The sequence below is a fragment of the Pseudomonas shahriarae genome (genome assembly GCF_014268455.2).
In the GTDB taxonomy this organism is placed as follows: domain Bacteria; phylum Pseudomonadota; class Gammaproteobacteria; order Pseudomonadales; family Pseudomonadaceae; genus Aquipseudomonas; species Aquipseudomonas shahriarae.
Map to the genome: position 1 here is coordinate 3,562,458 of NZ_CP077085.1, position 13,158 is coordinate 3,575,615.

Here is a 13,158-nt window from a genome sequence, read left to right on the forward strand (position 1 = left end):
CTTAAAAAAATGCCCATTAACCGCCTTGCTTCCTTTAGCCAGCGTATGGCTGCTCTAACACTGACGCTCATAGCCTGCATGCTCATCCTCAATGCCGCACTGTGGGTATTTCCGACATTGGGGTCAAACGATGGATTAGGGCTTGGATTTTCCCTGAGCGGAGTGATGTTGACCCAACTCGCGGTAAAAATCGAAGTGCTCGCCTGGTGGCAAATACTCGGCGCGATCGTCATCTCCAGCGTGCCTTTGATCGCCTTGGCCAGCGGCCTGAATCACCTCCGCCGCCTGTTCCAGGGGTATGCCCGGAGCGAGTATTTCTCCAATAATGCTGCCGTTCACTTAGGGAAAGTTGGAAGGGGGGTCATTCTTTGGGTGGTTTCAAGTTTCTTATGCACACCAATATTGAGTATTCTGGTCACCTTACATGCTCCACCCGGTCAACGCTTACTTACCATCAGCTTTACACCAGCGGACTTTATCGCTCTCTTTCTCGCCGGATGTATCGCAGTGATCGCGCGAATTTTGGCACAAGCGAGTGAAGTAAGTTCCGAAAATCAAACCTTTGTGTAAGGCCAGCATAATGACGATCATTATTGAGTTAGATGTAATGCTAGCAAAACGCAAAGTTAAATCAAAAGACCTTGCCGCCGCAATTGGTATCACCGAACAAAATCTATCCCTATTAAAGCAAGGCAAGGTCAAAGGAGTACGTCTAGCTACACTTGAGGCGATCTGTGCCCATTTAAGTTGTCAGCCTGGAGATCTCCTAGTGTACCAACCGGAGCCACATGTTTCTGTTGTCGTCTAGCAAATGCCCACCACGGGAGATCAACTGCGAGTTAGAGTCTGGTACGCGCTCAAAACACGCCAACTTCCAGCATTCACTTTCTGAATAGTTGTGATTTGGAGTTTGCAGACTATTTTGGATACGACCGGCTCAAAACAGCTACTGTTTATTGTTGGAAACAGCAGCCTAGGCCGCGTCGAGTGCTGCTGCATGGGAAAGGGTCAAGGAAAACCCAAGTGGAATGAAGTCGGATCAGCCTACCGGCGCCCGCCCTGCTCCGTGGGTGCCGGTGAGTCCGACGTAAAATCCTATTCTGCGTACCTCCACCGTGAATGGCTTAGGCGGGACAAGCCTGCCTGCAATGCAAACGCAACGATCACGGTAGAGGGGGCGGAAAAGCGGCTCAGCTCACCGCCTGCAAACATCAACGCCAGTCCCAGTGCTGTAGCCCCAAACCATGCGGTCAAACCCACCGGATTGAAGGCTGCCACCCGCTCAAGCGCCTTCACATCACTGTGCTCGCAGAGGATCTTGGCCAACGCCACGCCGACCCAGGCCACCACGAAAATCCCCTGATACGCCAACGCTTTGAGGAGGTAGGCAAACACATCCGCCAGCATCAACCCATAGACGATCACACCGACCACTATTGCCCACATCAGGTATGAACCGCGCGCGCCAAAACGCCCGAAGAACGCCTGCATATTCAGCGTCGCCAAGTAGTAATTGGCGGTGTTGATCCGGGTTTGCGTAGCCCAGACGAACAGCAACCCCCACAGGCCCATCAACTGCAGAATCGCCATCACTACTGACACTTCGCTCAGCGCACCTTCATGGGGAATGCTACTCACCAGATAGATCCCCGCCGCGCCGTTGAGCAGAAACGTCACCGCGTAGAATGGCATGCCAAAGTTCCAGCGACCGTGGTATTCGGCGTCTTCAGGCTTGCCAAAACGTGCGTAGTCAAAGGTGAACAGCATCAGCACCCAGACGCCCATGTAAGCGACAAAGCAATCCCACCAGCCGAATGCACTCGGCGTTGCCGGGCCGAAATCCAGCCATTGAGGCTGGTAGCCATACCGGCTGATCGATAGCCCCACCGCCACCAGCAAACCTGCGAGGTACACCGGGAGCAACACGCCGTTGAGCTTGTCCAGCCAGTGCTGCACGCTACCCAGTATCAGCGGCACGCTGTAGAGCACCACTACCAGTGCGGCAAGCGGATAGGCCAATTGCGGATAGAGGTGGTTGAGCGCCACGGCGATCACCGAACCTTCAAACACTGCGTAATAGATCGCGGTCGAGAAGAAAATCAGCGTCGCCAGACACGCCCCAGTGCTGCCGAACAGTAGTCGTGAAAACAACGCCACCGACAGACCGCTGCGAATCGCAAAGCGGCTGAGCACGCTGTTGATCAGTCCATAGCTGATCACCGACAGGACCATGCCGATCAGCGCATTGCGCGTACCGAACGACAACGCCAATGACGCACCCACGACGATGTAAAACATCGCACTGCACACCGCCCACCAAGCCATAGTCAGGGATAATCGCCCCATGCGTGCTTCGGTCGGGACGGGCTGATGGGCCGGGTCTTGCCCGGTTTGATTCGATTGCGATAAAGCAGCCATATGCGTGAACTCCAAAACCAGTCAAAGGTTGAAGCGCGGGCAGCCGTCACCGCACCGAAGTACGGCGTTGGCATACCGTTTGGCATGGCCCGCGCTATGCGGCGGGCAGGATCAGGAAGGGAACAGCTTGTTCAGGCAGCTGAGTTTTTTCTTATAGGATCGTCGTGCCTCCAGCGCCTCTTCGAGGGTCACCGCAACAAAGCGGGCTTTCTGGTTGGGTTGCATCTGGCCGATCAAATCGAGGTCGGCGCTAATCACTGTGCCAATCATCGCGTAGCCGCCACCGGACACCGCATCACGGTGCAACACAATGGGTTCAAGCCCGGCGGGCACCTGGATCGAGCCGATCGGGTAGCAACTGTCGACGATGTTCGACGGATCGGAACCGGCGCCGAATGGCTGCTCGCGGGGCTGAAAGCTCAGCGCGCTGCCACCCTTGAAGCGATAGCCGATGCGGTCCGCTTCCGAACCGACCGTCCACGGTTCGGCGAAAAAGCTCTGCGCCGCCGATTCGGTCAAACGGTGGTAGTACAAACCGGGCACTACCCGCAGGGTGATTTCGCCCCCCAATGCTTGCCGTAACGCCATGGGCAAACTGGCCCCGGCGAGCCCCTTGCCACTGGCGATACCGACCGGCAATTCGTCCCCCGCATTCAGCCGTCGCCCTTGAAAACCGCCGAGCGCACCGAGCGCGTAGGTGGATCGACTGCCGAGCACCACCGGTACATCAATGCCGCCGGCCACCGCCACATAAGTGCGGGCACCGGCCTTGGGAAAGTCAAAGCGCAGCACTTGCCCGGCCTTCACCGTGAACGCGGTGTCGTGGTGCATTTCCACGCCATCGACCCGTGGCGTCATGTGCGCGCCACTGACCGCCACCAGTGCATCCTGCTGAAACTCCAACTCAGGGCCCAGCAAGGTGCACTCCAGCGCCGCCGCTCCTGCGGGGTTGCCGACCAATTGATTGGCCACGCTCAAGGCGTATTGATCAAGCGCGCCGGACGGCGGAATGCCCAAGTGGTAATACCCTTCGCGGCCTAGGTCCTGCACAGAAGTGGCGAGGCCGGGTTTGAGGACCTTAATCATGCCAATACCTCCTGCAGCGACTTGGGATAGCCGACAGGATCGGCAAGGAACGCGTCCAGCGAAAACTCGACTGGTCGAATCCGCAGCTCGAAGCAACCGGCTTCCACTTCGGCGACCGCGTGGTCGTAGGCTTCGCGGTCCATCGGTTTGAACTGCACAATGTCGCCTGGACGGAAAAACACCATGTGTTCTTTCAGGTACGCAAGGTTCTGTTGCGGGTCGTAGATCGGCGCGGGCGTAACGCCAAACATCTGATAGCCGCCGGCGCCGCGCACTGAGTAAATGCATCCAAAGCAACCGCCGTGGCCAAGGGTCAATTTTGGCGTGTCGGTGCGTGGGCGCAGGTATTTAGGCACTTGCAACTGGCGCTCACGCTCAACCATCTGGAACATGAACGGCAACCCGGCAACGAAGCCCACCATCGAGACAAACCACGGTGCGCCACTGTGGGCCGCGATGAATGCATCGACGTCGGCCAGGCCGTTGATGCGTGCGGCGTATTCCAGGTCCGTGGCGCTCGGGTCTTGATGGCGGTCGCGAAAACGCATCAGGGTTTCGTGGGTCCAGGGATCGTTGTAGAGCACGGGGATCTCGATGATCCGCGTCTGCAACGTGCGCTCCGCGACGGCCCCGGTCTCGGCGATTTGTACCGCTTCGAGCAAGGTGTGAGGGGCGATGCGATCCGGGTCGAAACGAATCTGGAATGATGCGTTAGCCAGGCAGATATCGAGCACACCATCCAGAGCCAACCGTTCCACGGCGCGGGTGATGGCCAGTCCTTTGAAGAAGGCGTCCAGGGACATGCTGTCACTGACTTCGGCAAACAAATGTTCATCAGCGCCAAAGCTGTAGCGGACGGGAGTACTCATGATTCGCCTCCATTGCCGCGCTCGGCCAACCAGGTTTCCAGCGTGCCCGTGTGAAAGTCGGCGTTGTGCAACCAGGGTTGTTCCAGCAATTCGCCGTGCAACGCCAAGGTGTTGGCCATGCCGGTAAGCGTGGTGTTTGCCACCGCGACTCGCGCTCGGCCTAGGGCTTCAGCGCGATCCGCGCCGTGAACAATCAGTTTGGCCAGCAGCGAGTCGTAGTACGGCGGCACGCGATAGCCTGGATACAGATGCGTATCGACGCGAATGCCCTCGCCGTTCGGCCAGATCAGCTCCTCGACCAGGCCTGGACTCGGGAAGAAATCCCGCGCCGGGTCTTCGGCGTTCAGGCGCATTTGCAAGGCCGCGCCGTTGAGTCGGATGTCGCTCTGCTTGAAGCCGAGCGGCTCGCCGCCTGCGATGCGTAACATGGCCTGGACCAAATCGATGCCGGTGATCAGTTCACTGACCGGGTGCTCCACTTGAATCCGCGTGTTCATCTCGATAAAGAAGAACTCCCCAGTGGCGTCGTCATACAGGTACTCCAGAGTACCGGCGCCCTTGTAGCCCAAAGATTCGGTCAGACGCACGGCGCTTTCGCAGAGGGTCTCTCGTTGCTGCTGGCTGAGGGCTGGCGACGGCGCCTCCTCAAAGATTTTCTGCCGGCGCCGTTGCAACGAGCATTCGCGCTCGAACAAATGCACGGCGTGATGACCGTCGCCCAGTACCTGCACTTCAATATGCCGGGCCTTACTGATAAACCGCTCCAGGTACACCGCTCCATTGCCAAACGCCGCTTGGGCTTCGCGCTGGGAACGGGGGAACTCTTCACTCAATTGCTCGGCGTTTTCCGCCAGCCGAATACCGCGCCCGCCGCCACCGGCCGAAGCTTTGATCAGCAGCGGGAAACCAACGGATTCGGCAGCCTTGAGCGCCGATTCAACGTCGAACAGTTCACCCGGCGAACCCGGCACCACCGGTACGCCAGCGGCTTGCGCCGTGCGCCGAGCCTCAGCTTTATCGCCCATGCGCCGGATCGTCTCCGCGCTCGGGCCGACGAAAATGGCACCGGCAGACACGACTGCTTCAGCGAAATCGGCGTTCTCTGACAGAAAGCCATAACCGGGATGCACTGCGTTGGCGCCCGTGGATGTCAAGGCACCGAGCAAGGCTTCTACGTTCAGGTAACTTTTGTCAGCACGGGCCGGGCCGAGAATGTGCACTTCATCGGCCATGCGCGCCGCCAGGGAGTCGACGTCCGCCTCGCTGCACGCCGCCACGGTGGGAATCCCGAGCGCCTTGGCGGCACGAATAATCCGCACCGCGATCTCGCCACGGTTGGCGATCAGTAATTTATGAATACCTTGGGTCATGATCGCGCCCTCACTCGACGTCGAGTGTTGCGATGACTTGACCCGGCTCCACCGGATCACCGTCTTCTACCAGGAATGCGCTGAGACGACCAGCCGTCCCGGCGGTCAGTTCGGAGAACTGCTTCATGACCTCAATCAGGCCAATCACCGTATCGGCGCTGACCTGAGCGCCCACTTCGACGTAGTTCGCCGATTCCGGAGTCGCTTTGCGGTAGAAGGACCCCGGCAACGGGGTGATTACACTGTGTTCGGCCATGTCTGTTCCTCTTGGAATAGTTGTAGAAAGGCAGGCAAAAAAGTACCTGGGTGGGCAAACCCAGACGTGTGTGTGCCAAGTATTTTTATTCGGTCTCAGCGCGGTGATCGGACCTCTATACACGCGTCATCGAGGGCACGACGCGTTGCTTCGACCAACGCCAGGGCGCCCGGCGTATCGCTGTGCAAACAGATGGAATCGAATTCAATCGCCAGGTCTTCGCCCTCGACGGTACGCACCACGCCCAGTTGGCAAGCACGCAGCACTCGCTCGGCGACCTGGATCGGGTCGTAAGCCCGCACGTTGCGAGTGAAGACGATGGAGCCGCTGAGGTCGTATTCGCGGTCGGCGTAGAACTCGCGAATCACCGGTTGGCCAAGGTCCGTGGCAATCCGCCAGATCACGGAACCGGGCATGCAATACAGCAGCAACTCCGGCTCCAGACGCTGGAGGTTCTCCACCAGCAAAAGCGCAGCCTCTTCGTCCCGGGCCAGGTGCATGTAGAGCGCGCCGTGGGGCTTGATGTGTTGCAAGGCTACGCCCTGAACCCTGGCTAGTTCACGCAAGGCGCCTAACTGATAGAGCATGTCATCGACCAGTTCCTGGGCCGGCGCATTGATGTGCCGACGGCCAAAACCAACCAGGTCGCGAAACCCCGGATGCGCGCCGATAGCCACACCCAAACGCTTGGCATGCTCGACGGTACGTCGCATGGTACTGGGGTCGCCAGCATGAAAACCGGTGGCGATGTTGGCCGAACTGATAAAGCCCATCAGCTCATTGTCGACGCCATCGCCGATGGTCCAAGGGCCAAACCCTTCGCCCATGTCCGAGTTGAAATCTACTGCCTGCATGACGCTTGCTCCCAACGCTTGTGACTTCTTGCAGGCCACGTTAGATTCCTCCTCTCCCCCTTGGGAAGATCTATTATCAGATAGGCTGTCTTCTGAAAAACAGATACGCGCTCACCAGGAGAGCCTATGTCACTGACCCTGCGCCAGATTCGCTATTTCGTCGCCACCGCCGAGATCGGGCAAATTTCTCAAGCGGCGATTCAGTTAAATATTTCCCAATCGGCCGTGACCACGGCGATCAAGGAGCTGGAAGGCATCCTCGGTACACTGTTGTTCCAGCGCTCGGCCCAGGGCATGAGCCTGACCGATGCCGGGCGGCACTTTTTGAATCGGGCCTACGTGATTTTGCGCAGCGTCGATGATGCGTTGAACAGCCCGTTGCCGGACATCCGCGCCAGTGGTGTATTGCGCTTGGCGGCAAGCTACACGGTGATCGGTTACTTCTTGCCGCACCACCTGCAACGACTTGAGCACTGGCATCCGGACGTGGCCATCGAAGTGCACGAACAAGAACGCACGGCCATCGAGCAGGGTCTGTTGGAAGGTCGATTCGACATGGCAGTGGTGCTCACCGCGAACCTGACCCACCCGGACATCGTCTCGGAGACGCTCTTCAACTCCGAGCGCCGGCTATGGCTGCCCAGCGGCCATGCCCTTTGCGAGCGCTCGGCCGTGAGCCTCGCCGATGTGGCGCAAGAGCCCTACATTCTCCTGACCGTCGACGAAGCCGAACAAAGTGCAATGCGTTACTGGGAACTCGCAAACTTTCAGCCGGACGTCAAAGTGCGCACCAGTTCCGTCGAGGCGGTGCGCAGCATGGTAGCCAATGGTAACGGCGTTGCGATCCTCTCAGACCTGGTACACCGCCCCTGGTCGCTGGAAGGAAAGCGCATTGAAACCCTGACCATCTCCGATCAGGTGACCCCCATGAGCGTCGGCCTGGCGTGGCATCGCGAACGTGAATTCAGCTCGGCGATGCACGCATTTCGAAATTATTTCCACCACACATTTCTAACGCCCCAACAGCATTTCGCACGACGCTGAAAACTTGCGATTTTAATCAAGGATGACCGGGAGCCACGCACGGTGGGCTACCCGTACTGAAGCGGCGTCGCGAAGGACTTCACGTAAACCTCATCGGTATGAAGCGGGCAACTTTCACGATCGTGGAACGCTTTGGCGCTCACGCCAAACCGGACGGGATACATAAGCTGATGGGGCATTGATCTGGCCCGCGCAAACCTGTTCATTGCACTCAATCGAACAGATTGAAGCCCAAAATCAAGTCATGTGGTTGTGAACTATTCGATCGAAGGGCTGTGCAATAGGCAAGTTTTGCCGGTTTTATTCTCAAAGCTTGTTAGGATAAACGCGCTTACATCTCGTTTTACCATAGGAACAGCGGGGATAATCACAACTACACGTTAAGACGTGCCAACAACAAGGAGATTCTTATGGTTGAAAAGCCTACGGATGATCGACCGAACACCCCAAACGTCCCCAGTGAGGACGGTATTCCTGCGCCTAGTGGGGCTGCCAATCTGATCGACACTGACTACGTCATCGGTCAAGACAATATCAAGGGAGAGTTTTCATTCTCGCTCGATATCCACGGCAAAGTATTCATCATTTCAGCTGCCACAATTTTACTGTTCGTGATTTTGACATTGGCACTGCAAAATGAAGTAGAGCCCCTCTTCAGCGCCATCCGGAACTGGTTAACCAGCCACCTCGCCTGGCTCTTCATGAGCATTGCGAATGTTTTTGTGGTGCTGTGCATTGCGCTGATTTTCTCCCCGCTGGGAAAGGTGCGTTTGGGCGGCAGAGATGCCAAACCAGACCACTCCTACGTCGGATGGTTTTCAATGCTGTTTGCCGCGGGCATGGGCATTGGGTTGATGTTTTATGGCGTAGCCGAACCCATGTCGCATTACGCGGCATCCATGGGAGGCGTGACCGTCGATGCGAGCGGAGTGCGTACGGACTGGGCACCGTTGGGCGGTGCAGCAGGCGATATGAAAGCATCCGCCGACTTGGCCATGGCCGCTACGATCTTTCACTGGGGACTTCATCCCTGGGCGATCTATGCAATTGTGGCGTTGTCCCTGGCATTGTTTTCTTACAACAAGGGCTTACCGCTGTCGATACGCTCAATTTTCTATCCGTTACTGGGTGAGCGCGTTTGGGGATGGCCGGGGCATCTCATCGATATTCTCGCGGTATTCGCCACACTATTTGGGTTGGCGACCTCTCTGGGCATTGGCGCAGAACAGGCTGCTGCGGGGATTGAATATCTCTTCGGGATACAATCGACAAATCTCAGCAAAGTTGTCCTGATCGTTGGCATCACCTTGATCGCGCTGTGGTCAGTCCTTTCCGGTTTGGACAAGGGCGTCAAAATGCTTTCCCAGATCAATATGGGACTCGCGTTTCTCTTACTGGTATTTATCATCGTAGTGGGGCCGACCCTGGCCATCTTCACCGGGTTCTTCAGTAACCTGGTGACGTATGTTGAATACCTGCCGGCGCTGTCAAATCCATTCGGCCGCACTGACACTCAATTCACCCAAGGCTGGACAGCCTTCTACTGGGCGTGGTGGATCAGTTGGTCGCCGTTTGTAGGGATGTTTATCGCCCGCGTCAGTCGTGGTCGAACGGTCAGAGAGTTTCTGATTTCGGTCTTGCTCGTCCCCTCAGTGGTGTCTGTGCTGTGGATGACAACGTTCGGTGGAACGGCCATTGACCAAACGACCTTACAGGGCCTGATGGGCGTCAAGGACGCTGTGCTGGAACTGAAGTTGTTTGCCATGCTGGGGGAGTTGCCGCTTAAAGAGATCACCTCATTCCTGGGCATCGTTCTGGTCATTGTGTTCTTTATTACCTCCTCGGACTCAGGCTCCTTGGTAATCGACACAATCACCGCCGGCGGCAAGGTGGATGCGCCGGTGCCTCAACGTGTGTTCTGGGCAGTGATCGAGGGCGTTATTGCTATTGCTCTCCTGCTGGGCGGCGGTCTTGTGGCATTGCAGGCAATGGCAGTGTCTACAGGGTTGCCTTTCGCAATCGTATTAATGCTGGGGTGCATATCCCTCGTGAAAGGACTGATGTCTGAGCCTCGCTAGCAAATAGGCTGCCGCTGTCAGCGCGCAGCCCCCCCCCCGTGACGCCATCGTCTGCGCAGATGGCGTCACCCTGAGTACCGCTAGCGAGTCAATGCCCATTTGCTCAAGGCGGATAATGACGGCAGGCCCAACACCCAAATGCATCTCAAAGCGAGATCCATCGGCCCAAGCGGAGGCCTCAGGAAGGTCCGTCAGACAGCCGCAAGCGTTTCACTTTCAAGCGGCGACTCAGTTCCATAACTCGCCAACAGGCGTGGACGTTGAGTAATGAGTCGCTACTTGCGCCTGCAACAGTTCTGCCGTCGCCAGGGCATCGGTTAATGCATGGTGAGCGTGATAAGCCGGAAGGCCAAGGCGCGCTCGGCTATCCGCCAGCCTTATGGACGGTTGTGAGCGCCCCATAAGTCGGGCGAACCACCCGCGTTTTCGCCGGTGTAGACGGGCTTCTAACTGCATCGTATCGATGACCGGAAACTCAAACCCCTCCCCTAAATGGCTACGCACTGCCTGATCCAGAAAGGCCCGCTCAATATTCCGGTAATGGACGACCATCACCTTACCTGCCATGGCCTCCAGCAATGGCGCCAGCACCCGCTCAAAGGTGGGAGCATCTGAAATTTCAGCATGGGTTATGTGATGAAACGTCACTGACTTTTCCTTCAGCTCGGACGCTGGCTTTATCACCCAGTAAAGCGAACTCCCACAATAAATGCGCTGCAGCGTGAACGGCATGACGCCGATGCTCACAATACTGTCAGCCTGTGCATCAAGGCCGGTGGTTTCTACGTCCAAGGCCAGCAATTGCACGCTTTCAATGGATGCCTGTGCCGAGACCGCGCCGGCTTGATAGAACTGTCGCAAGCGGCTGTTAACGGCCTCGCCTGCCAGCGTCTCAAACCGCGCGGACCACTCCAGCATTTTATGATTGGGCTGCGCTTTCACGTGGTTCATGAGGACAGGCGACCCTTGGAGGGATAACGGAAGCGCAAGAAATTCTGGCCATTACTCAAGACTTGAAACGCCTCTTTGAGGTTATGCCGCTCACTATTGGAAAAGCGCTCAGGCTCAATGTAATTGTTAAGCGCAGCTCCCTGCTCCAGTGCATCAACCTGATGTCGAATTCGCACCATCGACAGGAACTCCAGCGCGTATCGGAGTTGCTTTAATGCTTCAGGCGGAATGACGTTGCTGTTCGCGATGGCATCCATGCGATCAAATGAATTCTGCGCAGTACTGCCACACGCGAGCGCGTGGATACGGATCAGATCAGTCAGCGGTGCAGTGCCTCGCCCCTTGAGGTTGATAATCCGTTTATGCTGCCCATCTGTCTCAACCACAAAGGTCCGGAAAAAGCCCAATGGCGGTGTCCGGTTAAGGGCAATTCGAGCCATGGCACTTAGAAAAACAGGATGTGCGCTGGATTTTCGAGCACACAGAACCTTAAGTTCCTGGACAAGCTCGAGTTCGCCAAACACACCATCCAGGTCGAAAAAAATACAACTATTGAGCAACGTCGTCGGATTAGGCTTTTCGATCCACTGATCAAAATAACTTCGCCATACCTTCAGCGGCTGACGCCACTGATCGTTCGTCGCCATGATCCCGCCTTTGCAATAGCTGTAACCGCACGCGGCCAGGCCATCACTCACAAACGTCGCCAACGCGCGGAAGTATGCATCGTGCTGGATCGGATCGAAGCGGTCGTCGAGCACCAGGGCGTTGTCCTGGTCCGTCACCAATAGCTGCTCATCACGTGCCATGGAGCCCAGCACCATAAAGCAGTAAGGCACCGGAGGCGGCCCCAGCTTTTTCTCTGCGAGCTCCAGCAAACGTTGGGTAAAGGCTCGGCCAATACCAGAAATCGCGCTGCCAATCATGTGCGCCGTCGCGCCATCACGCACCATGCGGATGTAGGTTCCGCGCAGGTCACGCAAAAGCGATTTCAAACCGTCGACCGACGTCTGGTTAGAGATTCTGTTTACCAGGTACAAACTGCTGTGTGACTCGTAGCGGATGATATCCGACAAGTTGATCAGCCCGATCGGATGGCCAAGATGGACCACCGGCAGATGGTGAATATTACGGCGCAACATCACCAGCATCGCTTCAAACACTGAGTCGTCTGCGCCTATCGCTACCGGCTCGGCCGTCATGATGTCTCGGGCAGACGTTTCGTCAGCGTTTCGGCCTTCCGCGACAACGCGTGTGCGAAGGTCCCGATCGGTCACAATCCCTTGGATTTCAGCCGCCTGCAAGCCCGCTGATGACATCACCAGAACGCAAGAAACACTTTGCTCTGTCATGATTTTTGCCGCGTCGCCGACACAGGTATCCGACGTGACCCACACCAAGGGCCGAGAGATAAGGCCTCGGCATTTGAGCTGAATAAGCTCACTCGCCCGCCCCTGCGCCTCTACGGCAGTCTTGAGCCTGGAATGCCCCTCAGCTTCAACGAAGTCGGCGAAAGCATCATGCTGTGCGCACAGTTCAGCGAAGATATTGGCGGGTATGTAATAGATCAGGCTATCTTCCAAGGCTCTGGCGGGAAAACGCACCTTGTTACTGCGCAACAAACCGGCCTGACCGAAGAGGTCGCCTTCGACAAGTCGGTTATAGAGTTCGCCATTGCGCCGGTAAATCTCCACCGCACCGCTACGGACATAGTGCAAGTCATGAATGATTGCGCCCGCTTCAAGGATGTCACTGCCGGCCTTGAAATAACTCACTTCTACCCGCCGGGCGATGGCGTCTACCGTTTCCTTTGGTAGCGTATCAAATGGAGCGAAACGATAGAGGTGGTCGCTAATCTCCTGTAACTCGATTTGCATGAAACCTCGAAATGCTCAAAAGAACTAAAGTTGCGAGCGCCCTAAATGACAAAGGACAGTCGTCTTTCTGTGTGGCCCACCACATCACATCCCGATACAAGGATCAAGCGCCACGTCTAATCTACGCCAAGAGTTGCAATAACTGCTGCGCAACGGCTGGCCGTCATATTGGCAATACCGGCAGGAGCGGCATTCGCTGAATGCATAGCGCAGGTGCTATCGCCAAAGCACATAAGTTACAAATATTTATGGGCATCCTGCCGGCGATGATTGCGCAGGAGATGAGCGATTGCGCGACCGCTGCGCCACCTGCCAGGATGAGGCCTTCAGAGCGGATAAAGGGTTCTATTGGGAG

Annotated in this window: 12 protein-coding genes; 4 read left to right on the forward strand and 8 right to left on the reverse strand. The window is 56.9% G+C overall.

Annotated elements, in window-relative coordinates; translation table 11 throughout:
* Positions 1-9 precede the first annotated feature (9 nt).
* On the forward strand, positions 10-570 hold the full coding sequence (locus tag HU773_RS15740; protein ID WP_057959273.1) for a DUF2975 domain-containing protein: 561 nt from the start codon (positions 10-12) through the stop codon (positions 568-570).
* A 10-nt stretch (positions 571-580) separates the two neighbouring features.
* Entirely contained in the window at positions 581-808 is a 228-nt protein-coding gene (locus HU773_RS15745) for a helix-turn-helix domain-containing protein (RefSeq protein WP_081044215.1), read from the forward strand.
* 287 nt (positions 809-1,095) lie between these two features.
* Here HU773_RS15745 and HU773_RS15750 read toward each other — a convergent pair whose 3' ends face one another.
* The 6 genes from HU773_RS15750 to HU773_RS15775 all read right to left on the reverse strand — a co-directional run bounded on the left by HU773_RS15750 (position 1,096) and on the right by HU773_RS15775 (position 6,853).
* Positions 1,096-2,298 carry a purine-cytosine permease family protein gene (locus tag HU773_RS15750; protein ID WP_390897818.1) on the reverse strand — a complete coding sequence of 401 codons (1,203 nt, stop codon included), beginning with the start codon at positions 2,296-2,298 and terminating at the stop codon, positions 1,096-1,098.
* A gap of 231 nt (positions 2,299-2,529) precedes the next feature.
* Positions 2,530-3,504, reverse strand: a complete 975-nt coding sequence (locus HU773_RS15755; protein WP_057959271.1) for a 5-oxoprolinase subunit C family protein — start codon at positions 3,502-3,504, stop codon at positions 2,530-2,532.
* Positions 3,501-4,373, reverse strand: coding sequence for a 5-oxoprolinase subunit B family protein (locus tag HU773_RS15760; RefSeq protein WP_057440888.1), 873 nt, complete (start codon positions 4,371-4,373; stop codon positions 3,501-3,503). Before HU773_RS15760 ends, HU773_RS15755 begins: the two co-directional genes overlap by 4 nt.
* A complete protein-coding gene (locus tag HU773_RS15765; protein ID WP_186625653.1) occupies positions 4,370-5,743 on the reverse strand; it encodes an acetyl-CoA carboxylase biotin carboxylase subunit in 1,374 nt (457 codons plus the stop codon). The genes HU773_RS15760 and HU773_RS15765 overlap by 4 nt, the downstream gene beginning before the upstream one ends.
* A gap of 10 nt (positions 5,744-5,753) precedes the next feature.
* A complete protein-coding gene (locus HU773_RS15770) occupies positions 5,754-5,999 on the reverse strand; it encodes an acetyl-CoA carboxylase (RefSeq protein WP_057440886.1) in 246 nt (81 codons plus the stop codon).
* A 95-nt stretch (positions 6,000-6,094) separates the two neighbouring features.
* On the reverse strand, positions 6,095-6,853 hold the full coding sequence (locus HU773_RS15775; RefSeq protein ID WP_169960879.1) for a 5-oxoprolinase subunit PxpA: 759 nt from the start codon (positions 6,851-6,853) through the stop codon (positions 6,095-6,097).
* Positions 6,854-6,979: 126 nt separating this feature from the next.
* Here HU773_RS15775 and HU773_RS15780 point away from each other — a divergent pair, with 126 nt between their 5' ends.
* On the forward strand, positions 6,980-7,897 hold the full coding sequence (locus HU773_RS15780) for a LysR family transcriptional regulator (RefSeq protein ID WP_057440882.1): 918 nt from the start codon (positions 6,980-6,982) through the stop codon (positions 7,895-7,897).
* A gap of 410 nt (positions 7,898-8,307) precedes the next feature.
* Positions 8,308-9,975 (forward strand): BCCT family transporter, encoded by a 1,668-nt coding sequence (locus HU773_RS15785; protein ID WP_057959268.1) that lies wholly within the window; start codon positions 8,308-8,310, stop codon positions 9,973-9,975.
* 228 nt (positions 9,976-10,203) lie between these two features.
* Here the strand turns inward: HU773_RS15785 and HU773_RS15790 are convergent, their stop codons facing one another.
* Positions 10,204-10,926, reverse strand: coding sequence for a 3'-5' exonuclease (locus HU773_RS15790; protein ID WP_057959267.1), 723 nt, complete (start codon positions 10,924-10,926; stop codon positions 10,204-10,206).
* A complete protein-coding gene (locus HU773_RS15795; protein ID WP_057959266.1) occupies positions 10,923-12,803 on the reverse strand; it encodes a DUF294 nucleotidyltransferase-like domain-containing protein in 1,881 nt (626 codons plus the stop codon). Before HU773_RS15795 ends, HU773_RS15790 begins: the two co-directional genes overlap by 4 nt.
* Positions 12,804-13,158: the final 355 nt, after the last annotated feature.